The organism is Mycobacteriales bacterium, assembly GCA_035550055.1.
GTDB lineage: Bacteria > Actinomycetota > Actinomycetes > JAFAQI01 > JAFAQI01 > DASZTV01.
Genome location: DASZRO010000071.1, coordinates 1 through 22765, shown reverse-complemented (window position 1 = coordinate 22765; position 22765 = coordinate 1). Strand labels below are relative to the sequence as shown.

Here is a 22765-nt window from a genome sequence, read left to right as displayed (position 1 = left end):
TCCCGGTCAGAGGACGAAGGTCCGGTAGCGAAGCCCGCTGCGGATCATCGTCACGATCTCGATCGCGTCGATCAGCAGCGCCCCGGGAAAGGTCGCGAACCGGCGCATCCGGCCGCGGGTGACGGGCGCGGTACGCAGCCGGTGCCACAGGTACGGGATGAGCGCGACGAGCGTGAGCGGCTCCCACGGTGCGGCGATCACTCCGGCGAGCGCCAGCAACAGCAGGGCATGCGGCTTCTTCCAGAAGATCCGCCGGTACATCAGCTCGCGACGTACTCGCGGATGCTTGCGGATGACGAGCGCGAGGTCGATCCACTTCCCGCCGGCGTCGCGCGCCGCCGCTCGCAGGCTGCTCGGCCGCACGTCGTGGTGGACGACGGCCTCGTCGACGTACCTCACCTGTCCGCCCGCGGCGAGCACCCGCAGCCCGAGGTCGGTGTCCTCGCCGGCGGCGCGCCGGAAGCGCTCGTCGAAGCCGTCCGCCGTGTCGAGTGCCGCCCGCCGGTAGATGCAGTTGGCGGTGGCGAAGAACCGCGCGTCGCTGGCGTACATCGTCCGGGAGAACGGGCCGAGCAGGTGCAGCTGGTCAGGTGCCGGGTCGATCCGGCCGACGGCGACGTGCACCGCCGGATCCTCGAACGCGGTCAGTCCGTTGCGAAGCCAGTCCGGGGTGGGCACGCAGTCGTCATCGGTGAACGCGACGATCGGCGCTGTCGTCGCGCGCCACGCCTCGTTGCGGCCGGTCGCCGGCCCGCGGTTGACCCCGCCCTCGATGAGCCGCAACGGATACGCCACGCCCGCGACGAGCTCACGCACGGTGGCCAGCGCCTCGGCAGGCGAGCCGTCGTCGTAGAGCACGACCTCGAACTCCCCGGCCGGCAGCGTCTGAGCCGCCAGCGCCGACAGCAGCCGCGCGACCCGGTCGGGCCGGTTGTACGTCGACACCGCGACGCTCACTCGGTAGCTCAACTGTCGAGCCAGCTCATGATCTCGGCGGTGAGCACCTCGGCGGTCCGCGCATGCCCGATCGCGCTGCGGTGGATGCCGTCAGGCTCGCCGACTTCGAAGCCCAGCTCGTCCAAGATGCTGCGCGAGTTCGGGATCAGCCGGACCTCCGGGTCGTCGAAGTCGGCGACCAGCTTCTCCAGCAGGAGTTGGTAACGCTCCCAGCGCTGCCACATGCCCGGCATCCAGTACTGCAGCCGCTCGCCGGGCGGATCGATGTCGAGCACGAGGACCAGGCACCCGGTCTCCGTCCGCGCCATCTCGATGATGCGTCGCATGTCGGCGACGAACCGCCGGGGGGACACGCGGAACGAATGGTTGCTCGTCAGCCGGGAGGCCTGACGCTGATAGAAGCGCGCGATCCGCCACAACCTCGGGGCGAGGTAGCGCCGGTAGCCGGTCGGGATCGCCGCGGACGACAGGTCCCAGGTCGAGAAGTGCCGGGCGAGCCAGTACGGCAGGAAGTTCGGCTCGCACTCGGCGAAGCCGTAGTTGATGATGAGGACGTCCGGGAAGTGGTTGCGCAGATGGTTCTCGTAGCGCGGCCGGAACTCGTTGACCATCCCGAACCAGTGACCCTCGTGGATCGTCGTCGCCACGACGCCGTGCCGGCGCAACAGCCGCGGCAACAGCTCGCCGTAGGTCCCCTCGTCGCGCCGGGTGCGCGGCGGCGAGACCAGGACCGAGCAGCTCGAGCCGCCCACGACGATCCGCATCGGCTGGTCGACGATCCCCTCCGCGATCTTCTTCGGCGCGTTCGTCACGAGGCGGAGCCTTCGACGATGACCTTCTCGACGCGGCCATCGGAGACATAGAACCGTTGGTGGATGCGCGGCGAGTCGGGCCGCACCACCTCGACGGCGGCGGCCGTCTCGTCGGCGACGAACGGGATGACCTGGGCGTCCTTGAGTGCCGCGCACAGTCCGGCGGCGACGGCGAGGGAGCCGTGGGTGACGCCGTCGGCGGTGCGCAGCTCGGCGGAGGGTGCGAGCAACCGGCGTACGCCGGGCTCGTCGCCCGCGGTCGCTGCGGCGATCACCTCGCGCGTCACCGTCATGACCGCGCCGGACGTCTGCCGGTTGCGCAACCGCTGGGCCGCCGCGAGGCCGGCAGTGCTGGTACGCCGCCCGGCCGACTGGGCGGCGCGCACGCCGCGCCGGCCGAGCGTGACCGCGGTGCGCCGCGCGGATCGGCGGGCGAGGATCGCCGCTCGCGACGCCTCGTCGAGGTAGCCGAGCTCCACCATCAGATCGCCCGCGACGTCCACGATCTGCTGCTCGGCGTCCGCTTCGATGTCCGACCACTTGTCGGCGGAGATCCGCGGATCCGACGGCCGGACGTTGACCGGCGCCTTGCTGAACTCCACCACGTCGGCGACGAACGCTTCGTCGTGACGCAGCCCGACGGCCGCCATGATCGCGGTCAGCGTCGGGACGGGTTCGGCGAGCAGATCCTCGTAGCGCACCTCGTGATAGCGCAGCGGCCCGAGGTGCGTACGACAGTCAGCCACCGTCGCGCACCAGTCCGCCGCGCTCGCCGACCAGTCGCGAAGCCGCGCGTTCCACCCGCTCCACAGGTCCCGTGCCGAGCTGATGGCGTCGCGCGGGTTGCGGATGATCTGCACGAACGTCGCGTCGGGATAGACCTCGGCGAGCAGGGCGGCGCTCTGCGCGTGGTTGGGCGTCTTGTCCAGGACCCGGGTGGCGTTCTCCTGGCCGTTCCTGGTCGCCGCGGTGAGCACGCCGTCGACGAACTCGCGAGCGAGGGTCAGCAGCTCGGCCCGGGTGACCCACGTGGAGAGGTTCATGTACGGGTCGGCGGAGTCGAAGTTGGCGAAGATGCCGCCGAGTCCTTCGCAGAACGCGTGCATCTCGCCCGCGGTCGCGACGTCGGGGTGCGTCGTCAGCATCTGATGGAGCCAGCTGGTGCCGCTTCGCGGTGCGCCGGTGACGAAGATGGCGCGTTCGAACCACGGGCTGCCGGCGGGATCGAACGGTGCGCTGTGCCGGGTGTGCGCCGCCGCGGCGAGCTGGCTGACAGTGCGCCGCACGACGGACAGCGACGCGCGTTCCTCACCCACGGACGACCCGACCTCGCTCGAGACGGAACACTGACGCGAGATTGCGGCAGGTCAGTAGATTACTTTGCTGTGCTGCCCGAGGGTCTGCGAGCGCGTCGGGTCAAGCTTTCGCGTGCGATCGACGTCGTGGTGGCCCGACGCAGAGTCCGCAGGTTCCGCCGGCGGGTGCGCCTCGCCGCGTCGTGGCAGGGCAGCACCGTGGTGCTCGACGTCCATCGAGACGTCTCGATCTCGCGGTCGGTCGTCATCGACGTCTGGCCCTCGACGACCAGCCGGCTGACCATCGGCAAAGGCGCGCAGATCGGCGACGCCGTACGGCTGTCGCTGCGCGGCGGCGAGCTCGAGATCGGTGAGCGAAGCGACCTTCGCCGGTTCGGGACCTATCAGGTCGACGGGGTGCTGCGGATCGGCGCCGGGTGCGTGATGTCGACCGGGATGCAGGTGCACTGCGCGGAGCGGGTCGAGGTCGGCGACATGACGATCATCGGCGAGTACACGACCATCGCCGACTCCCGGCACCTGCGGACCGCCGCCGACGAACCCATCCACGACGCGGTGACCACGGCGCCCGTGTCGATCGGGCGCAACATCTGGATGGGTGCACACGTCGTGGTCGCGAGCGGCACGACGATCGGAGACGGGGCGTTCGTCGGCGCCGGCGCCGTCGTGACCACCGACGTCGATGCGGGCTGGCTGGTTGCCGGCGTTCCGGCCAAACCCATCCGGGCTCTCGCGGTCGAGACCGGCGCGCGGTGAAGGTCGCGCTCGACCTGACTCCGACTCTCAGCGGCGTCACCGGGGTGGCGAGGTACGCCGCCCGGCTGGCTGAGGCGCTGCCAGGGCAAGGCGTCGAGGTGGGCGGGTTCGCGGTCGGTCGCGGGCCCGGTGCCGCACCGCCCGGCACCCGGCGGCTGCGGGTGCCGCTGCGGATCGTCCAGCCGATGTGGCGCTCGGTCGGCCGGCCACGCGCCGAAACGCTGGCCGGGGGTGCGGACGTCGTCCACTCCCTCGACCTCGCGCTGCCGCCGACGCGGCGGCCGCTCGTCGCCACCATCCACGACCTCGCCGCCCTGGATCGGCCCGACCTTCACCCGGCCGGCGCCGCCGACCAGCTCCGGCGCCGGCTCGACTCGCTGGCGTCGGCGGCGGCGGTGCTCGCGGTGTCGCACGCGACGGCTGCGGCGCTGAAACGCTACGGCGTGCCGGCCGACCGGGTGAGCGTCACCCCGCAGGCGCCGACGCTGTCCTACGACGAGGTGGTCGCTCCGGACGTGTCCGGCCCCTTTCTGCTCGCGGTCGGCGAGATCACCGCCCGCAAGGACTACCCGACGCTGATCCGGGCGCTGGCGCGACCGGAGGCCGCCGACCTCCAGCTGGTGATGGCCGGACCGATGGGATTCCGCGGCGAGGAGGTGTCTCGGCTCATCGAGCAGCTCGGACTCACCGGTCGGGTCCAGCTGCTCGGCCGGGTCAGTGACGCCCGCCTCGCGGGGCTGTATCGCTGCGCGACCGCGCTGTGCTTTCCCAGCATCATCGAGGGCTACGGCCTGCCGCTCGTCGAGGCGATGGCAGAGGGCCTTCCGATCGTCGCGAGCGACATCGACGTCTCCCGTGAGGTCGCCGGCGACGCGGCGCGCTACTTCCCGGTGGGCGACGACCACGCGTTCGCCCAGGCGCTGGCCGACGTTGCCGGCGATCCTCAGCTGCGCGCCGACCTGGGCAGCGTCGGCCGGGCGCGCAGCGCGGAGCTCACCTGGCAGCGGACGGCGGCGCTCACCGCCGCGGCGTACCGGGCCGTCGCATGATCCACCTCGCCCTCGACGCACGCTCGGTCCAGGAGCGGCCGATGGGCGGCGTCGGACGGGTGACCGCGCGGGTCGTGCCCCAGCTGCTGGACCGGGTGGAGATCGAGCTCCTCACCGCCGCCGAACGCCCGAAGCTCGACTGGGAGCTGCCGCAGCACGCCATGGCCACCCCCTGGCCCGGCGTGGCGAGCGGATGGCTGCAGGGACCGGCGGCCCGCTGGCTTCGTGGCTTCGACGGGATCTTCCACTGCCCGTGGTACGCGTTGCCGTTGCGCCAGCACGTCCCGATGGTCGTGACGCTGCACGACCTGACCTTCGAGCACTTCCCGCAGTGGTTCGGGCCGCGGCATCGCTGGCCCTACCGGATCCAGGCGCGATGGGCGGCGCGAACGGCCCGCGTCGTCGTCACCGTGTCGAACGTCGTCGCCGACGACATCATGCGCACCTACGGCGTGCCGGCGGCCCGCATCGTCGTCGCACCCAACGCGGCGGACCCGACGTTCGGTCCCGAGCGTGACGCGAGCGCCGCGCTGCGCAGCCTCGGGGTGAGCAACGACTACGTCGTCGCGATCGCCGGCGCGGCACGCCGCAACCTGCCGGTGGCGATGGCGGCCTGGCGTGCCGCCCGTGCCGAGCATCCGATCGACCTGGTCGTGGTCGGCACCGACGACGTGCCCGACGAGCCGGGGGTCTTCGGCGGCCGGCCCGACGACGAGGGCTGGGCGGCGATTCTGGCCAACGCCCGGGCGCTGGTCTACCCGACGCTCTACGAAGGGTTCGGGCTTCCGGCCCTCGAAGCCGCCGCCAGCGGTACGCCGGTGGTGTGCGCGCCGGTCGGTTCGCTGCCGGAGGTGCTCGGCGAGGCCGCCGTGTGGTGCGAGTCGCCCGCGGTTCCCGCGATCACCGCCGGCCTGCTCCGGCTGCTGGACTCGCCCGGCTACGCCGAGGAGGTCCGCGCCGCCGGGTTGCGGCGGGCCGCCGAGCACCCCTCCTGGGCGGACTGCGCCGACGCCTACTACGAGGCCTACCGGCTGGCGTCGAGCTGAGAAGCGGCCCGGAACCGGCCGTCAGCGAGCGCCAACCGGCCTGATGATCTTGTTATACGTCACCAGGGCGATGCCACCTCGTTGCCCATATGTCAACAGCAATCCCCCTGATGGGCCTATGACATATCGGACAGAGCGTGCGAGACTGCCCGGACGGTCCCAGATCAGAACTGGTTGGTGATCTCTTCGTGAGGGTGGCTGCCGAGCAGGCGTCGACCTCGCGTGCCTACCGGCGGGTCGCGTTCCGCAAGCGCGCGCTGGACCTGGTCGTCGGCACGGTGCTGAGCCTGTTCGCGCTGCCCGTGATCGTGCTGCTGGCGATCGGGGTGGCCGTCTCGCTGCGCGCCTGGCCGTTCTTCGTGCAGACCCGGTCGGGCTGGCGCGATGGCGAGGTCACCGTGGTGAAGCTGCGGACGTTGGCGCCCTCCACGCCGCGGTACATGGACAAGCACACCCTCAACATCGCGACGATGCGGCTGCCCTGGCTGTGCCGGGTGCTCCGCAACACCCATCTGGACGAGCTGCCGCAGATCTTCTCCGTCGTGACGGGTTCGATGAGCCTGGTCGGTCCCCGGCCGGCGATGTCGACCGAGGTCGAGCCGATGGCGGCCGACTACGAGCGGGCCCGGCGCAGCGTGCGCCCCGGCTGCTCGGGCATGTGGCAGCTGAGCGTGGCCTCGACCGACACCGCGACCAGCTCACCGCGCTTCGACCTGTTCTACCTCCAGCACGCCTCGACCCGGCTGGACATCTGGATCATCGTCCGGACCGTCGGGTGGATGCTCGGCCGGGCAACCCCGATCGAGATCGTCGACGTCCCGCAGTGGCTGCTCGGCCCGGGTCTGATGAGCACCGAGGAGCTGCGCGCGGTCGCCGAGGACAGCGACCTCGTCCTCGCGGCGGAGAGCCGCCTGAGCTGGACCACCGAAGACTGGGCGCCTGAGCCCCGGCACGAGACGCGGACGACGCAGCCGCGGCCCAACGTCACGTCGGCGGACGCGCTGCTGGCCTCAGACGGCAGATGGACGCTCGAGACGCTCTAGGCCGCGTCGACGTCTGCATTCCCGTTCACGACCCAGATCCGGCTTACCTGAAGGCGCTGCTCGACTCGCTGTGCCGGCAGACCCACCGCGACTTCGACGTCCTCATCTCCGACGACAGTGAGCGGCCGGCGCTCGACCCGATCGTGGCGGCGTACAAGACGCAGCTGAGCCTGCGGGTCCACCGCGAGCCGCCCGGTCAGGGCATGGTCCACAACTGGAACTGCGCGGTCGGTCTGGGGAGTGCGCCCTACGTCGTGCTCACCGGTCAGGACGACGAGCTCGCCGACGAGGCGTTGGAGGTGCATCTGACGGAGCTCGCGGCCGACCCTGCACTCGTCGCGACCGGTTCGGAGCGAAGCTTCGTCGATGCGGCCGGGCGGCCGACCGACCGCGGGGTCCGGGTCAACGACCGGACCCGGATCTACCGGACGAGCGAGCGCTACCGGCTCGACCGGCACACCCTGACGCTGCTGTCGTTGCGCAACGGCAACGTGTTCGGCGAGCCGTCGACGGTGATGTTCCGGCGGTCCGCCTACGAGGCGATCGGCGGGTTCAGCTCGCGCTACGAGCACGCCGTCGACGTGGACTTCGCGCTGCGGCTGAGTGCCGAAGGCGATCTCAGCTACCTGGCCCGCCCGCTGGCGCGCTTCCGCCGGCACGAGACGTCACAGACGCACCGCAACATCCGGTCCGGTACGACGTCGATCGAACGGGTGCGGCTCATCGAGGACCACGCCGACTCCGGCGGCCTGTCGGCCGACGAACGGGCTCGCTGCGTCGCGGCGGCGGCCGTTCACTGCGTGCACGACGCGATGCGCGCGATGCTGGTGCGCTCGCCGCAGGCGCTGAAGGTGAACCTGCGGCTGCTGCGCAGGCTGTGGGCGATGGGCATCAGGCCGCGCTACTTCTTCGCGATGGTGCTCGAGGCGCTGACCGGGCGCAACCAGGATCGGCGCTAGGAAGCCTCGCCGATCCCGAACTCGGCCGCCCACGCCCGGATCTGGGCCCGGAACGACGACGCCGAGAACCGTTCGGCGTTGGCGCGACAGTCCGACGGGCTCAGCCGGGCCGCCGCGGCGACCGCCTCGGCAAGCGCACCGGGGGCGAGTGAGTCCGCGAACACGCCGGTGCGGCCGGCGACGACGGTGTCGAGGACGCCGGCGGTCCCGATCGTCACGACCGGGGTCCCGGCGGCCTGCGCCTCGACCGGGACGATGCCGAAGTCCTCGATCGTGGGGAACACCAGCGCCGCCGCATTGCGATACAGCTCGCGCAGCGCTTCGTCGCTCGGCGCGTCGACCAGCTCGACGGGAACCGAGGCGCGCTGGGCGGCTGCGACGATCCGCTCCCGGTCGGGGCCGTCACCGGCGATCTTGACGGGGAGCCTGGCCCGATCGGCGGTCTCGATGACCAGCGGCAGGTTCTTGTAGGGCACCCACCGACCGACCCCGAGCAGGTAGTCCCGCGTCGGCTGGGTGGCGGCCGGTTCGGCGAAGAACTCGACCTGCACCGGCGGATGGATCACCCGCGCCTCGCGCCCCCAGAACCGTTCGATCCGCGAGGCGACCTCCGAGCTGTTCGCGGCGTACGACGTGACCCGCTTGGCCGCCCGGCGGTCGATCCGCTTGAGGGCGTCGCGCACCGGCGCCAGCGCCGGGTTCGCGCCGCGCCCGTCGATCTCGGGGGTCCAGAGGTAGCGGGCGGGGGCGTGGACGTAGACCAGGTGCGCGCGGCGAGCCAGCCGGTTGGTGTGGGCGAACGCGTGATGCGAGGTGATGACGCTGTCGTGCGTGCCGCGCCCCAAGGCTCGCCAGGCGAGCGGCATGAGCGGCAGGGTCGGGCCTCTGAGCTCGCGCAGCAACGGGCGGTCGAGTGGGCTGGTGTGGAGCTCACGCTTGCCGAACGACACGGTGGTCTGCGGATCCCGGCTCAGCGCATACAGGTCGGCGCTGGGGAACGTCTCGGCCAGCTCCTTGAAGACCTTCACCGAGCCGGCGCGATCGTCGACCCACTCGTGAACGATCGCAAGCCGGCTCGGCTCAGCCATCGCTGAGCTCGGCGTAGCGCGCCCGGCAGGCCTCGTAGGTCGGGAGCGTCCCGGCCGCCTCGGCCTCGGCGAGGGTCGGCGCTTGTGCGTCGCGGTCCGAGACGACGAGCGGGTGCTCGGTCGGCAGCGGCAGCGCGAGCGCCGGGTCGACCGGCGAGACGGCGTGCTCGGCGGTGGGGTCATAGACCGACGTCATCAGGTAGCAGACCGACGAGTTGTCCTGGAGCGCGTAGAAGGCGTGTCCGAGGCCTTCGGAGATGAACACCGCGCGACGCTCGGTCTCGTCGAGCAGCACCGCCGCGTGCCGGCCGAACGTCGGCGAGCCCACGCGGACGTCGACGACGACGTCGAGGACGGCGCCCTGCGGGCAGTAGACCAGCTTGGCTTGGCCGGGATCGACGTCGGCGAAGTGGACGCCTCGCAGCACGCCGGCGCGGGAACGCGAATGGTTCGCCTGCATCACCTCGAAGCGACGCCCGGTCGCGGCGCGCAGCAGGTCGGCGCGAAACCATTCCAGGAAGTCCCCGCGCGAGTCGGCGTGGACCGTTGGGCGGCAGACCCACGCGTCCGGCACGTCGAGCGCCTCGACGTCCACGATCCCTCAGCCGGCCCGGTCGAGCAGGGTCAGCAGGTACTCGCCGTACCCGCTCTTGCGCAGCTGCTCCGCGTGGGCGCGCAGGTCGTCATCGGTGATCCAGCCGTTGCGCCACGCCGCCTCTTCGGGGCAGCCGACCTTCAGGCCCTGGCGCTCCTCGATCACCCGCACGAACTCGGACGCCTGCACCAGGCTCGCGAACGTTCCGGTGTCGAGCCAGGCGGTGCCGCGGGCGAGCACGGTGACCGTGAGGCGGCCCTGGCGCAGGTACTCGTCGTTGATCGCGGTGATCTCCAGTTCACCGCGCTCGCTCGGCCGCAGCGTGCGGGCGATGTCCACCACGTCCGGCGAGTAGAAGTACAGGCCCGGCACCGCGTGGCTGCCGCGCGGCGCCACCGGCTTCTCCTCGATGCTCACCGGTCGGCCGTCGGCGTCCAGCTCGACGACGCCGTAGTCGCTCGGCCGCGCGACCTGGTAGGCGAAGATGTGGCCGCCGTCGACGTCGAGCTGCGACAGCTCGGTGCCGAGGCCGGCGCCGTGGAAGATGTTGTCGCCGAGCACGAGCGCGACCGGTTCGCCGCCGACGAAGTCCGCGCCGATCAGGAACGCCTGCGCCAGACCTTCGGGCTTCGGCTGCACCGCGAACTCCAGTCGCAGCCCGAGGTCGCTGCCGTCGCCGAGCAGGCGCCGGAACTGGTCGGCGTCCTGCGGCGTCGTGATCACGAGGATGTCCCTGATCCCGGCCAGCATCAGCGTGCACAGCGGGTAGTAGATGAGCGGCTTGTCGTAGACCGGCACGAGCTGCTTGGACACTGCCCGCGTGATGGGCCACAGGCGCGAGCCCGTGCCACCCGCGAGCAGGATTCCCTTCATCTCGGGTGTGACGCTACCGAACCGACACGCGCGACTCAGAGGACCAGGCGGCCGGTCGCGACCGACCCGCGCAGCAGGCCGGCGAACGCCGCGAGGTCGAACAGGATCCCGTAGCAGCTGTTGCGCAGCCCGCGCCGGCTGAACGCGACCGGCCGCCATCGCCACAACAGCGGCAGTACGCCGAGGAGCGGATACGGGCTCGGCAACACCGCCGAGCAGACCACGCCCGCCGCCGCGGCTACGACGAGGACCTGCCGTCCGTTGAGGAAGTAGCGGCCGTAGAGATGGTGGCGCGCGTCCGGGAACTCGCGGATCAGCCGGGGCCAGCAGTGGTACTGGAGGCCGCGTCGCAGCCACCAGCGCAGCCCCGGGAAGGTCACCTCGTGCTCGACCACTGCGTCGCCCGCCCAGACCGCCGACCAACCGGCCTGGCGCAGCCGCCAGCCGGCGACCATGTCCTCGCCGAACTGCGGCATCGTCTCGCCGAACCCGCCGAGCTCGAGCAAAGCGCTGCGGTCGTAGAAGAGGTTGCACGTCTCGTAGCGGTGGTCGAAGGACTCGATCTGGATCGTCGCTTCCCACGGATGCGCCTCACGCATCGGGACGGTGCGACCCTGGACCGCGGCGACGCCGGTTGCGAACCCGGCGAGCCCGGCGGCCAGCCAGCCGGGTCGCGGGACGCAGTCGGAATCGGTGAAGGCGACGACCTCGCCGGTCGCCGCGGCGAGCGCGGTGTTGCGGATCTGCCCCAGCGTGCCGTCGTCGCGCAGGACCGTGAGGTTGTGCCGGCAGCGAGACCTGCGGTCGAGCAGCATCTCGTAGGTCCCGTCCACCGAACCGTTGTCGACCACGACGATGTCGAAGGACGCTCCGGTCTGCTCGTCGATGGCGTCGAGGCAACGGGACATCCAGTCCTTGCGGTCCTTCACGACGACGGCCACGGTGAGCGAGTACGGCTGCGGCGGCTGGGTCATCGACGCGCAGCCGCTTCATACAGGGCGACGAGACGCGGCACGACGACGCCGTCCCAGTCGAAGTCGCTCGCCCGATCACGGCAGCGCTGCGCACCGTCCGGCGCGGCTGCGATGTCGAGAGCGCGCTCACAACCTCGGGCTACGTCGGCAGCGTCCGGCTGGCACTTCGCGCCGACGCCGTCGGTGACGATGCCGGCCGGTCCCAGGCCGTCGTCGAGGACGACGGCAGGGGTGCCGCAGGCGAGTGACTCCAGAACCACGAGGCCGAACACCTCCGCGGTGGAGGGCAGCACCGTGACCCACGCCTGTGAGTAGAGCGAAGGAAGCTCGTCCGGACGCGCGGTGTATCTCGTGGTCACGAGCTCCAGCCCGGCGCGGGCTTGTTCGGAGAGGTCGTCGGGGAGCTCACCCGGCCCCACGAGCCACACTTCGAGTCGGTGACCTCGCTGGACGAGCTCGGCCGCTGCCTCCAGGACGAGGCCGACGTTCTTCCGAGGCTCCGACAGCGACGCGGGGAACAACAGCACCGGGGTCGGGTGCCGCTCGGCGACCCGGCCGAACGTCTGGAGGTCGACACCGCCGGGCACCACTTCACCGCGCCGGCCGTACCCCTGCTCGAGCAACTCACCGGCCGGCGGGGAGAGGCTCACGAACTCGTCGATGTTGGCAACGACGTATTCGTAGAGGCGCCGTTCCGGGCGGTGGTCGATCGACTGCTTCGCGGGGAAGCCGACTTCGGTGTAGATCGATCGCAGCCCCGGGCGCAGCTTGCCGGCGAAGGCCGCGGCGGCGCCGTCTCCCACGGACATCGCGTGCCACACGTCGAGGCGGCGAGCCGCGAGCCGGGCGAACGCGTCGGCGCCGAAGGCGACCATCTCCGCGCTCGCGCCGTACCACCGGCGCAGCTGACGGCGTTGCCGGCAACGGCGCACCGGCACACCGAGCACCTCGTCGCGCCCCGGCGAGGTGGCGGTGCTGAGGATCTGCACGTCGTGGCCGGCCCGCCGCAACCCTGCGGCGAGCTCATGCGTGTAGCGCTCGGCGCCTCGGCGTACCTCCGGCCAGCAGTAGACGTGGGTCAGCGCGATTCGCATCGTGTGCCCGCGCCGGAATCGGCCGGCGACCTACCGGCGACCGACGCCCGCCGGGTTCGTGTCCGGATTGGCACGCAGACCGACGCCGGCGCGGCCCTGCGGCCGGTAGTAGTACTCGGTGTAGTAGGTCTGTGCCTCGCGCGCCGGAACCGCGTTGAGGACGTAACCGACGACGTTGGCGCCGATGCCGTCGAGCTTGCTTCGCGCCTCACCCGCGGCAGAGCGCAGCGTCGAACCGTGGCGGGCGACGAGGAGGACACCGTCGACCTGCGCGGCCATCGCCAGCGCGTCCGTGACGGGCAGTAGCGGCGGCGCGTCGATGATCACGATGTCGGCGATCTCCGCGAGCGACTGCAGCACCTGGTTGAACAACTGGGAGCTGACGATCTCGGACGGGTTCGGCGGCAGCGGGCCGCTGGCCAGCACGTCGAGGTTGCGGTCGCGATGCTGCAACGCGTCGGTCAGCGAGCTGGTCCCGAGCACCAGTGAGGTCAGGCCCACCGAAGGCTCGAGCCCGAACGCTCGCGCCAAGCCAGCGCGGCGCAGGTCGGCATCGAGCACGACCACCCGCTCGCCCGACAGTGCGATCGCGGTCGCGAGGTTGGCGGCGGTCGTCGTCTTGCCGTCCCCCGGCCCGGCGCTGGTCACCAGCAACGTCTTGATCGGCCGGTCCGGACGCAGGAACCGGATCGCGGTGCGCAGCGTCCGGTACGGCTCGCTCTCCGGACGGTCCGCGCCCGGACTGACCACGACCATCGGACCGCGGCGCTGCGGGACGGCGGCCAGCAGCGGCGCTCGGAAGAGCACGTCGCCGTGCGCGCTGTTCTTCACGGTGCGGTCGAGAGCTTCGATGGTGCCGGCGAGTCCCAGGCCGCCGAGCAGGCCGAGGATGACGCCGATGGTGATGTCGAGCGGCGGGTTCGGGGACGACGGGTGTTTCGGCAGCGGCGCGTCGTCGAGCAGGACGGCGTTGATCCGCAGCGGTTGATCCGGCTGCAGGACGACCAGCTCGGCCGCGAGCGCCGGAACCGCCGCGTCGGCGATCTGCTGGGCGCTGGCCGCGGTGCTTGCGATCGCGGTGATGTCGACGATCTGGGTGTTCGTCTCCACCACCGCGCTGATGTCCTTCTGCAGCGCGTCGACCGGGATCGTCAGCGACAGGTCGTCGATGACCCGCTGCGCGACGGAGCGGGAGGACGCAACGCTCGCGTACGTCGCAATCTGGTTGTTGGTGAGCTCGGCGCTCGCGATCTGCTCGCCGAGCCCGCGGGCCTCCGAGACGCCGACGATGGCGCGCGAGGTCGCGCGGTAGACCGGGTCCCCGTGGTAGCCGAACCAGTACCCGCCGGCGAGGCCACCGAGCAGGCAGACCACGATCGAGAACCGGCGTCGGCGCACCATGGCGAAGAACTGAACGAGGTCCACGGGACGAGGCTAACGCCCAGGCCATCGGGTTCGCCTCATCGCCGCTCATGGGCTGCCGCCTCGCGACGGCTCGCCCGATCGACGAGCCGAGATCGGCACCGCAGTGGCGTCTGTGGCGAAGCGCTCTACGCTCATGTGCGTGACAGTGCTGGCGCGACCAGCCGGGCGCCGTGGGTTCGGCCGTCGCCAGCGCGACTGGCGCAGGGACACGCCGAGACTGCGAGGGGGCCGCCCGGCCTTCTGGTCCAAGCTGATCTCGATCAGCTTCGCCGTCGGCCTGTACCAGACGATGATCCGCGGCAAGGCTGCCGGGGTCAGCGCGATTGCGAGCCTGGTGCTGTTCGGCTTCATCTGGCTGTCGGTTCGCCAGCCCAGGATCTCGGTGATCGGCATCGTGATCTGGGTGCCGATCCAGAAGGTGGTGCTCGCTTACCTGTTCCACCTGGGCGCCCCACTGCCCGTGGTCCGCGGCTTCGGGTACATGAAGGAGTTCTGGGAGATATCGCTGGTCATCGTCGCGGTCCGCGAGTGGTGGCGAGGTCCCAGAAAGCTCGAGTGGGTGGATCGGATCGCGATCGCCTTCATCGGGCTGTCGTTGTTCTACTTCATCTTGCCGTCGATCTTCTCGGGCGTGCTCGGCGGGCTGAACTTCAGCACCCGACTGAACGCCTGGCGGCTGGAAGCCATCTACATCGTCGTCTTCCTCGCGCTGCGGCAGCTGACCTTCGACGCGAAGTTCCTTCGCAACCTCCGCAACGTCGCGATGGTCGTCGGCATCGTCATCGGCGGCTTCGCGATCTGGGAGGCCTCCGACCACCACGGCTTCAACAACTTCCTGGCGAACACCATCGATCTGCCCGCCTACACCACGGCGATCACCGGTGTTGCGGCATCGACCACCAACGTCCTCGCGTCGACGACGGTCGGCACGGCCACCGTCGTACGCAGTGGCAGCCTCTTCAATGACCCGCTGACGCTCGGCTTCTTCAGCCTGGTCGGGCTCGGCCTCGCCCTGGAGCGGCTCAGCGCTGAGCGGCTCGGCTACATCCCGCTGGTCGCCGCGGGCGCCAGCGGCGCGGCCGTGATCCTGTCCGAGACCCGCTCCGCCACCCTCGGTGCCGGCCTGGCGATCGCCGCGGCAGTGGCGCTGGGCAGCAGGTACTCGCCGGGCAGGTTCCGGCTCGTCCTCGTTGTCGGCATCGCCGCTGCGCTGATGGTGCCGCCGGCGCTGCACTCTTCGCTTCGGGACCGATTCACCGGCATCTTCAGCGGATCCACGCGCGACGCCGAGTCGCAGGACCACGTCACCGCCTCGCGCGGTGCCCTCCACGACGTGCTCCTGCATCCGATCGGCAGAGGGCTGGGCGCAAACTCATCCACCGGCGCCCGGTACAACACCGCCATCTCGACCACCGCCGAGGACTCCTACCTGGAGACCGCGGAGGAGCTCGGCCTCGCCGGCGGCGTCTTGTCGCTCCTGCTGCTGGTCGTGCTGCTGCTCCAGCTGCTGGCGCGGTCCAGGTTGAGCGACGCCCACGCCGAGCTGGCCGGCGGGCTGTTCCTGGCCGGGGTCGCCCTGCTGCTCGGCGGCTTCTTCCTGCAGGTGTGGTTCGAGCTGCCCACCTCGATGATGTTCTGGACGCTTGCGGGCGTCGCGCTGAGCCGGCCTGATCCGTTGGCCGACAGTGTCGGGGCCGCCGAGGATGACGCCGAGGCGTCCGATCCCAGTGCTGAGCTGGCCGCGCTGACTTGGTGAGTCAGCGACTCGGTGAATCAACGCAGCGCGGCGAGCACCTCGGCGTACGCCGCAACCGCGCGTTCCCATGTGAAGTCGGCCGCACGTGCCGCCCCGCGCCGGCCGAGCTCGGCGCGGCGCGGCGCGTCGCCGAGCAGCCGCACGGCGGCGTCACCCCACATTGCCGCGTCACCGACCGGCACGAGGACCCCGGCATCGCCGACCACCTCGGGCAGGGAGGTGGCGTCGGCGGCGAGCACGGGCACACCGCACGCCATCGCCTCCAAGGCCGGCAGGCCGAATCCCTCCGCGTGGCTCGGGACCAGGACCAGGTCCGCGCCGCGATAGACGTCGACGAGGTCCGGCAGGTGGTCCAGCACCACTACCCGCTCCGGAAACCGCGAGGAGCGGACGTTCTCGGCGATGCGCTGCCGGGTCTGGTCGGTCTGCGCTCCGGCGATCAGCAGGCGGTGCGGCAGGCCGTCGGCGGCGACGGCGTCGAGCGCCGCGATCGCTTCGCGGAACCCCTTGTGTGGTCCCCACGTCGCGACCATCAGCAGGTACGGCGTCTCGGGTGGCCTGGCCGGCCGGCCCGGTGAGAACGCCGTGCTGACGCCGTGCGGGATGACGCGCACCCGCCGGGGATCGAGGCCGAGCAGCTCGATTCCCTGCCGGGCGGAGGAGTGCGAGACGCAGATCACCGCGTCGGCGGCTCTCACCCGGGAGGCCAGTCGCAGCCACCGCTTGCGCTCCCCGGCCAGGCGGGGGTCGTCGAACACCAGCGGGGTCAGGTCGTGCAGCGTCTGCGCCCAGGGAACCGGGCTTCGCGGCGGCGGGGAGAGCGCCGGACTGTGGAACACTTCGCAGCGGCTGCGCCGGATGAGCGTGGGCAATCGTGCGTCGTGTCGGAGGCTGCGGATCCGATGATGTCCAGGCGGCCCCATGACCACGCGTTTCGCGCCGGCGGGAAGCTCCACGTCTTTCGTCGCGAACACGCTGACGTCGAAGTCCTGGTGGCCGGCCAGCCCCGCGATCAGATGTCGCAGGAAGGTGCCGATCCCGCGCACCTCGGACCCCTCGCTCAATGAGTAGCCGTCGATTCCGAGAGCTACCACGGCGTCATCGTGTCACGGGGTCTTCGCTGCGCCCGGAGGTCGGCACGTGCCGGGATGCCCGGTGAGCGTTGCGATCGTGATCCCGGTGCGCGACGGCGCCGGTCTGCTCGCCGAGTGCCTCGCCGGCGTCGTCGAGCAAGCCGAGCCGCTCGGTGCTGAGGTCGTCGTCGTCGACGACGCGTCGACGGATGCCACCGCGGAGGTGGCGCGCTCGGCCGGCGCAACGGTGATCTCGCTGACGACGCCGGCTGGTCCTTACGTCGCGCGCAACACCGGATGGCGTGCCGTCGACGCCGAGCTCTTGGTGTTCACCGACATGCGCTGCCGACCGGACGCCGGCTGGCTCGCCGCGATGGTCGAGCCGTTCGCAGACCCCGAGGTGGCGATCGTCGGCGGGGACGTCGTGACGGTCACCGGGCCGACCACCGCGATGAAGTGGGCGGCCGGCCAACAGGCGATGCGGCTGGCGGTGCACTTCGAGGATCCGTACTACCTGCCGGCCGCTACGACGGCGGCGATGGCGGTGCGCCGCAGCGCGCTCGAGGCGGTCGACGGCTTCGCCCCGATCCGCAGCGGCGGTGACATCGATCTGTGCTGGCGGATCCAGGAGCAGGGCATCGGCCGCCTCGCGCCGGCGTACGGCGCCACGATGCAGATGACGCCGCGCGACGCGTGGCGCGACGTCGTGCGGCAGTGGCACCGCTTCGCGTTCGGGCACCTGGAGCTGGCGCTGCGCCACCCGCAGCGCGGGGCCCCCGAGCCGCCGGCGTCGCCCAAGGCGCAGGTCGGGGCGATCGGTCGTGGGGCGGCAGCAGTGGTGTTCCGGCCGCGCGGGAGCCGGCGGGTTCGGGTGCTCGAGGTGGCCCGGCTGGCGGCCTACCACCGGTCCTACTACCGGGCGTGGCACGAATGGCGACGCACCGGGACCGACGTGGCTCAGCCGCCGAGCACGGCGTCGACGTAGCGGTCGGCCAAGGCGTTCCAGTCGTGGGCCGCGGCGATCTGTGCCGCATTGGCGACGAGCGTTTCGCTGCGTTGCGCGTCACGCAGCAACGCCACGACACCGGAGGCGAAGTCGGCGGGCTCGTCGGCGACGATCGCGCTCACGCCGTTGACGACGCCCAGCCCGATCAGGCCGATGCTCGTCCCCACCACCGGTCGGCCGGCCGCGAACGCCTCGAGCGCCTTCAGCCGGGTCCCGCTGCCCATGACCAGTGGGACGACCGCGACCCGAGCCGCCCGAAGGTACGGCGCGATCTCCGGGACGTCGGCGTGGACGGTGACGCCCGGCAGGTCTCCCAGCGCGCGGACCTCGGCGGACGGAGCCCCGCCGACCAGGTCGACGCAGACGTCAGGAACCTCCCGCCGGATCGCCGGCAGGATCTCGCGGCACAGCCAGACCGCGCCGGTGATGTTGGGGAGGGTGCCGAGGTAGCCGGTCATGACGACGCGAGGCGCGCCCGGAAGCGGAGACGGTGCGAAGGCGGTGGTGTCCACTCCGTTCGGGATGACGATCTGGTGACCGGGCAGCTCAGCGAGGTCCTCCTCCGACACCCCGATCACGGCGTCGTAGCTGGCGACGATCCAGCGCTCGAGGCGGCGGGCCGCCTGCTCCTCCCGCGCGTGCAGCCACCGGGTGTGCGGTGTCGTCGTGATCTCGCGGAGCTGGCGCATGTCGATCGACGCGAGCCGGTCGAGCTCGCAGATCCATCGGCCGCGCCGGCGCGCCGGCAGGAGCCGGCAGAACGCGGCGTGCTGCACGACCACGGCGTCGTAGGTCTGGGCCGCGTCGCGTTCGGCGAGGTCGGCGGCGAGGCGCTGGGCGGCCTTGCGGTCGACGAAGACCTCGCGAGGCCCCTCCGGGCCGAGGGCGGAGCGAAGATGCCCGATCCGGGAGCCGATCGGGCCGCCGCCGAAGTCGGGCGGGACGATGTGCTCGGTCACCGACCGGCAGGCGTCACGCAGCGTGTCGTCGGTCAGCGGCTGCGAACCGCCGACCAGCAGGTCGACGTCGGCGTGGCGGGTCAGCGCGGTCAGGAAGTGCGCCTGGCGGATCGATCCGCCCCCGGAGATCAGGTCGGGCGGCTGCGGGGTGATCCAGAGAACTTGCGGCCGGCGGTTGGTCACGCGCCGGGGCTGGGTTCCGGCGTCTCGTCCGAGGCCGGCGTGGCCTCTGCTGGCGGTGCGGCCCGACGGGTGCGGCGTTCCAGCGGCGCGGTGGTCGACCCGCGCAGCGCGCGAGTGGTCGGGCGTACCGGGCGGGCGGGTTTGTCGGCCGGTGGCGCCGCGGTCGGCGCGGCGGATGGTGGCGCGGTGGCCGGCGCCGCGGCACTGCTCGCGGCCGCCGCCGCTTGGGTGAGCAGCTGGCCGGCCAGTGCCTGGGTGGTCGCCGCTTGCGCAGCCGTTGCGCTTTCCAGGCCGTCGAGGCGCTTGCCCATGACCTCGACGGCGCGGCTGAGCTCGGTCACGGCCGCGGTGACCGCGGTGAGGGTGTTGAGCAGCGCGGCGTCGGTTGACGTGGCGTGGTCAGCGTGCGGCGCCTGGCCGTTCTCGCCGGCACGTCGCGGCGATTCGGACTTCGGGGCAAGGGTGACTGGCCGAAGGTCGATTTGCCAGTCGGCGTTTCGGTGCTTCGCCACGCGTCTCCCTTTGATACGCACCTCGCAGACGACCCCCTTGACCACCCACGATAGACGGGGGGCTACCGGCTATCGGCTCTTGACCGCGACGACCTGCATGCGATCGCGGAAGTCGGGCGCAACCAGGCGGTCGGCCACGCCGAGCCGGCGGGTCAGTCCGACGCCAGCACGCGCAAGTGACGGCGAGTAGCCACCGAGCCGCTCGGCGTAGTACGCCGCGGTGAACACTTTGGGGTGGCTGGCTTGGTCCACGACGGTCAGTCCGTGGCGTTCGAGCAGCCGACGCATCGAGCCGGCGGTGAAGTACTGCACGTGCATGGGCAGGATCGACCACCACCGGCTGCGCATCAGCCGGGCGCAGCCGCCGCCGGCGTCGGGGGTCGTCAGGTAGAGAGCTCCGCCGGGCTCGAGCATCTCGGCGACGACTGCGACGGCGTGCGACACGTCGAGAAGGTGCTCGATGACGTCGCACATCACGACGCAGCGCATCGACCCGGGCTCGACGCCGGAGCTGTCCAGATCGCCGAGCCGGACGTCGAGTCCGCGCTCCTGCGCCCGGGCGACCGCCCAGGTGGACGGCTCGATGCCGCTGGCCTGCCAGCCCCGCTGCCCGGCCGCCGCGACGAACGAGCCGGTCCAGCAGCCGATGTCGACGAGGGGTCCCGCGGCGACCACCGCCTCGATGCGGGTCAGCGAACGCCTGGCGGTCTCGAGCTGGCCGGCTTCCTCGTCGAGGGAGACCGGGTCGGCGGCGTCACCGTAGGCAGCGGCGAGGACCTCATCGCTCGGCGTCTCGGCGAGCGAGGCGTGCCCGCAGTCCAGACAGCGAAGGACCGTGCCGACCGTCTCGCCGTAGCGATCCGCACTCGGCCGGAACAGGTGCGGGTCGACGCCGTTCTCGGTTGCGTCGCCGCCGACGCGCCAGAGCGTCCGGGAGCGGCGGCTGCCGCAGACCGGGCACACCCAGCCGGTCATGGCCTGCCCGTGTCGCCGAGGATCGCCGTGGCGGCGTCACCACCGAGCCGGATGCCCTCGCTCATGCCGCGGTCGGCGGGGTAGATCTGCGCGGTGGTGGCGACGTAGAGCCCGGCGAGCGGAGCTCGCAGCGCCGGGATCCGCCGGCTGTAGCCCAGGGTGACCAGGGGTGCGGCGTACGGCGTCTTGAACGGGTGGACGGCGGTGACGATCGAGCGGTCGAACCCGGGGTGCGCCGCTTCGAGGTTGTCCAGCCACTGGTCGGTCAGCGCCGCGGCGTCAGTGGCGGCGATGTCTCGTTCCGTGGCGGTGAAGTAGCGGCCCAAGTAGGTGACGTGGCGGCCGCCGTAGTCCGAGGCGGGCACCAGGTTGGTGTGCTCGATGATCGCGCCGATGCCCAGCGCCGGGTCGCAGACGTTGGTCCAGTAGGTGTCGCTGATCGGCCGGGCGGTCTCGATGACGGAGCACACGACCCCCATGCCTTCGGCCTCGGCCCATTTCGGGTCGGCGTGTTCGGCCGGCACCAGCCGGGAGATCCCCGGAAGCGCACCGGTGTAGAGGACGGTGTCGGTCTCCACGTCACCGCCGTCACCGACGACGCCACTCACCCGCCCGCCGGCGGTCTCGATCGAGGCGACCCGGCTCGCCGTACGGATCTGCACGCCCTGCGCCTCGAGGCGCACCGCGAGCGCGTCGAAGAGCTGGCGGAACCCGCCGCGCAGGTAGCCGAGCTTCTCGCCGCTGCCTTTGCGGGCGCCGCGTCGCTGCTCGAAGCGACCCCACATCCAGGCGGCCGGCACCTCCGGCGCGGCGGCGCCGAACTTCGCGCGCAGCAGGGGGTCCCAGAGCTCGCGCACCGCGGCCGGGCCGGTGGCCCGGGTGAGCCACTGCCGCGCCGGAACCGTGTCGAGGCTCTGCCAGTCCTTCCAGCGCTGCAGCCGCAGGCCACCGATGCCCATCCGCAGTCGTTCCGGGAAGGTCATCGGCCCGAACCGGAGGATGTCGAGAGGGGTGGTGAACGGCCAGAGCTTGCCTCCGGTCAGCACGCCCATGGAGCTGGGCAGCCACTCGAGCTTCGCGCCGAGGCCGAGCTCGTCGATCAGCGCACGGATGTGGGACTCGTGCGGGAAGATGTGGTGGTAGAAGCACTCCAGCGGAGTGCCGCCGATCTCGAAGGAGACGACGAGCCCGCCGAGTCGTTCGCCCGCCTCGAACAGCACGACCTCGCGGCCGGCGTCGGAAAGCCGAAGTGCTGCGGCGGCGCCGGCGATGCCGCCGCCGACGATGACGACGGGCGTCACCTGGACGTCTGGCCGACCCGGCCGGCAGCCGGAAGGTGCGACAGCTCCATCGTCGACAGGTAGTTGTGCATCCGCCGAAGCTCGCTGAACGCCCGGAAGATCACCTTGATGTCGGCTCCCTGCGGCTTTCCCGCGGTGCGCGGGAAGTGCTGGACCCCCACTTCGACCACTCGATAGCCGGAGCGGCCGAGCTTGACCATCAGCTCGGTGTTGACCATCGCGCCGACGCTGTTGAGCTCGAGGCCGGTGAACACCTCCCGGCGGAAGAGCTTGAACGCGCAGTCGATGTCCCGCACCGGTACGTAGAACAGGGCGCGCACCAGGTAGTTCCAGGCCCGGGCGTTGAGCCGGCGGAAGAACGGATCCCGGCGCTTGATGCGGTAGCCGGCCACGACGTCGACGCTTTGAATCAGGTCGATGAACACGGCCAGCTCGTCGAGATCGAACTGGTTGTCGGAGTCGGTGAAGAAGACGAGGTCCATGCTGGCGGCGAGAAAGCCGCTCTTGAGCGCCCCGCCGTAGCCCTGGTTTACCTCGTGCTTGATGAGCCGGATCCGGGGGTCGGTGGCCGCCATGCGCTCGACGAGCGCAGCGGTGCTGTCGGTCGACCCGTCGTCGACCACGATCACCTCGTGGTCGTCACAGTGCCGTGACGCGACCTCGGTCGCGCGCTGCACGGCGGCTTCGATGTTGGCTTCCTCGTTGAGCGCGGGAAGGACGATCGTCAGCCGTCGCAGCGGAGCATCTGACTCGCTTCGCTTGGCGTTCGGCAACGTTGCCCCGCATTCGACGAGTAGTGGTGTGATTCCGGCGTCCGGGCGCCAGCCGACCAAATGCTATGCGTCGCGCACGAGTCAGCCGGTGACCGCCTACTAGGGAATCACTGATCAATGCATGTCCTGCTGCGCGTCGCCCGGATCGACGGCTGGACCGCGTTGTCGTCGTCGGCGGTAGCGCTGCTACCGCGCTCCTCCTCCGCCTTGCCAGCCGCCGCCCGGATCGCCGCTCGCGAC

At 71.4% G+C, this 22765-nt stretch carries 22 protein-coding genes; 7 read left to right on the top strand and 15 right to left on the bottom strand.

Going from position 1 to position 22765, the window contains the following annotated elements:
* Window positions 1–6 precede the first annotated feature (6 nt).
* Genes VG899_10425 through VG899_10415 form a run of 3 tightly spaced genes read right to left on the bottom strand, consistent with a single transcriptional unit; the run spans window position 7 to window position 3085 of the window.
* Window positions 7–969 carry a glycosyltransferase gene (locus VG899_10425; GenBank protein HWA66768.1) on the bottom strand — a complete coding sequence of 321 codons (963 nt, stop codon included), beginning with the start codon at window positions 967–969 and terminating at the stop codon, window positions 7–9.
* Window positions 966–1769, bottom strand: coding sequence for a hypothetical protein (locus VG899_10420; GenBank protein HWA66767.1), 804 nt, complete (start codon window positions 1767–1769; stop codon window positions 966–968). The genes VG899_10425 and VG899_10420 overlap by 4 nt, the downstream gene beginning before the upstream one ends.
* A complete protein-coding gene (locus VG899_10415; GenBank protein ID HWA66766.1) occupies window positions 1766–3085 on the bottom strand; it encodes a sulfotransferase in 1320 nt (439 codons plus the stop codon). The genes VG899_10420 and VG899_10415 overlap by 4 nt, the downstream gene beginning before the upstream one ends.
* Window positions 3086–3214: 129 nt before the next feature.
* Between VG899_10415 and VG899_10410 the strand changes: the two genes are divergently transcribed.
* The 5 genes from VG899_10410 (at window position 3215) to VG899_10390 (ending at window position 7938) form a co-directional block, all read left to right on the top strand.
* Entirely contained in the window at window positions 3215–3841 is a 627-nt protein-coding gene (locus VG899_10410; protein HWA66765.1) for an acyltransferase, read from the top strand.
* Entirely contained in the window at window positions 3838–4890 is a 1053-nt protein-coding gene (locus VG899_10405) for a glycosyltransferase family 1 protein (protein ID HWA66764.1), read from the top strand. The genes VG899_10410 and VG899_10405 overlap by 4 nt, the downstream gene beginning before the upstream one ends.
* Window positions 4887–5936: a glycosyltransferase family 1 protein gene (locus VG899_10400; GenBank protein ID HWA66763.1), complete on the top strand. Its 1050-nt coding sequence runs from the start codon at window positions 4887–4889 to the stop codon at window positions 5934–5936. Before VG899_10405 ends, VG899_10400 begins: the two co-directional genes overlap by 4 nt.
* Window positions 5937–6124: 188 nt before the next feature.
* Complete coding sequence (locus VG899_10395) at window positions 6125–6979, top strand: sugar transferase (GenBank protein HWA66762.1); 855 nt, start codon at window positions 6125–6127, stop codon at window positions 6977–6979.
* Window positions 6958–7938, top strand: coding sequence for a glycosyltransferase (locus VG899_10390; protein ID HWA66761.1), 981 nt, complete (start codon window positions 6958–6960; stop codon window positions 7936–7938). The genes VG899_10395 and VG899_10390 overlap by 22 nt, the downstream gene beginning before the upstream one ends.
* Here VG899_10390 and VG899_10385 read toward each other — a convergent pair.
* From VG899_10385 to VG899_10360, 6 genes are read right to left on the bottom strand one after another with little or no spacing between them, the layout of a single operon-like run.
* Window positions 7935–9026: a glycosyltransferase gene (locus tag VG899_10385; GenBank protein HWA66760.1), complete on the bottom strand. Its 1092-nt coding sequence runs from the start codon at window positions 9024–9026 to the stop codon at window positions 7935–7937. The two genes, VG899_10390 and VG899_10385, sit on opposite strands and share 4 nt — an antisense overlap.
* Window positions 9019–9621, bottom strand: coding sequence for a dTDP-4-dehydrorhamnose 3,5-epimerase (gene rfbC / locus VG899_10380; GenBank protein HWA66759.1), 603 nt, complete (start codon window positions 9619–9621; stop codon window positions 9019–9021). Before rfbC ends, VG899_10385 begins: the two co-directional genes overlap by 8 nt.
* A 6-nt stretch (window positions 9622–9627) precedes the next feature.
* Entirely contained in the window at window positions 9628–10494 is an 867-nt protein-coding gene (rfbA, locus tag VG899_10375) for a glucose-1-phosphate thymidylyltransferase RfbA (protein HWA66758.1), read from the bottom strand.
* A gap of 35 nt (window positions 10495–10529) precedes the next feature.
* Window positions 10530–11468 (bottom strand): glycosyltransferase, encoded by a 939-nt coding sequence (locus tag VG899_10370; protein HWA66757.1) that lies wholly within the window; start codon window positions 11466–11468, stop codon window positions 10530–10532.
* Window positions 11465–12562, bottom strand: coding sequence for a glycosyltransferase family 4 protein (locus VG899_10365; protein HWA66756.1), 1098 nt, complete (start codon window positions 12560–12562; stop codon window positions 11465–11467). Before VG899_10365 ends, VG899_10370 begins: the two co-directional genes overlap by 4 nt.
* Before the next feature lie 30 nt (window positions 12563–12592).
* The gene (locus tag VG899_10360) at window positions 12593–13987 is read right to left on the bottom strand and encodes a polysaccharide biosynthesis tyrosine autokinase (protein ID HWA66755.1); all 1395 of its coding nucleotides are present in this window, start codon (window positions 13985–13987) and stop codon (window positions 12593–12595) included.
* A gap of 139 nt (window positions 13988–14126) precedes the next feature.
* Here VG899_10360 and VG899_10355 point away from each other — a divergent pair, with 139 nt between their 5' ends.
* Window positions 14127–15743, top strand: a complete 1617-nt coding sequence (locus VG899_10355; GenBank protein HWA66754.1) for an O-antigen ligase family protein — start codon at window positions 14127–14129, stop codon at window positions 15741–15743.
* Between the two features lie 17 nt (window positions 15744–15760).
* Here the strand turns inward: VG899_10355 and VG899_10350 are convergent, their stop codons facing one another.
* Entirely contained in the window at window positions 15761–16837 is a 1077-nt protein-coding gene (locus tag VG899_10350; protein HWA66753.1) for a glycosyltransferase family 1 protein, read from the bottom strand.
* Between the two features lie 61 nt (window positions 16838–16898).
* On the opposite strand from VG899_10350, the gene VG899_10345 reads away from it, so the two are divergent.
* A complete protein-coding gene (locus tag VG899_10345) occupies window positions 16899–17801 on the top strand; it encodes a glycosyltransferase (GenBank protein ID HWA66752.1) in 903 nt (300 codons plus the stop codon).
* Here the strand turns inward: VG899_10345 and VG899_10340 are convergent.
* The 5 genes from VG899_10340 to VG899_10320 form a co-directional block, all read right to left on the bottom strand.
* Window positions 17774–18964, bottom strand: a complete 1191-nt coding sequence (locus tag VG899_10340; protein HWA66751.1) for a glycosyltransferase family 4 protein — start codon at window positions 18962–18964, stop codon at window positions 17774–17776. The two genes, VG899_10345 and VG899_10340, sit on opposite strands and share 28 nt — an antisense overlap.
* A complete protein-coding gene (locus VG899_10335; GenBank protein ID HWA66750.1) occupies window positions 18961–19476 on the bottom strand; it encodes a hypothetical protein in 516 nt (171 codons plus the stop codon). Before VG899_10335 ends, VG899_10340 begins: the two co-directional genes overlap by 4 nt.
* 69 nt (window positions 19477–19545) lie before the next feature.
* Entirely contained in the window at window positions 19546–20451 is a 906-nt protein-coding gene (locus VG899_10330) for a class I SAM-dependent methyltransferase (GenBank protein ID HWA66749.1), read from the bottom strand.
* The gene (locus VG899_10325) at window positions 20448–21752 is read right to left on the bottom strand and encodes an NAD(P)/FAD-dependent oxidoreductase (GenBank protein ID HWA66748.1); all 1305 of its coding nucleotides are present in this window, start codon (window positions 21750–21752) and stop codon (window positions 20448–20450) included. Before VG899_10325 ends, VG899_10330 begins: the two co-directional genes overlap by 4 nt.
* Window positions 21749–22525: a glycosyltransferase family 2 protein gene (locus VG899_10320; GenBank protein HWA66747.1), complete on the bottom strand. Its 777-nt coding sequence runs from the start codon at window positions 22523–22525 to the stop codon at window positions 21749–21751. Before VG899_10320 ends, VG899_10325 begins: the two co-directional genes overlap by 4 nt.
* Between the last annotated feature and the right edge of the window lie 240 nt (window positions 22526–22765).

What these genes read in the sequence shown, in the direction of transcription:
- VG899_10390 (HWA66761.1), top strand. Translation starts at nt 6,958, where the DNA reads ATGGACGCTCGAGACGCTCTAGGCCGCGTCGACGTCTGCATTCCCGTT.
- VG899_10385 (HWA66760.1), bottom strand. Translation starts at nt 9,026, where the DNA reads ATGGCTGAGCCGAGCCGGCTTGCGATCGTTCACGAGTGGGTCGACGAT.
- VG899_10365 (HWA66756.1), bottom strand. Translation starts at nt 12,562, where the DNA reads ATGCGAATCGCGCTGACCCACGTCTACTGCTGGCCGGAGGTACGCCGA.
- VG899_10400 (HWA66763.1), top strand. Translation starts at nt 4,887, where the DNA reads ATGATCCACCTCGCCCTCGACGCACGCTCGGTCCAGGAGCGGCCGATG.
- VG899_10370 (HWA66757.1), bottom strand. Translation starts at nt 11,468, where the DNA reads ATGACCCAGCCGCCGCAGCCGTACTCGCTCACCGTGGCCGTCGTCGTG.
- rfbA (HWA66758.1), bottom strand. Translation starts at nt 10,494, where the DNA reads ATGAAGGGAATCCTGCTCGCGGGTGGCACGGGCTCGCGCCTGTGGCCC.
- VG899_10330 (HWA66749.1), bottom strand. Translation starts at nt 20,451, where the DNA reads ATGACCGGCTGGGTGTGCCCGGTCTGCGGCAGCCGCCGCTCCCGGACG.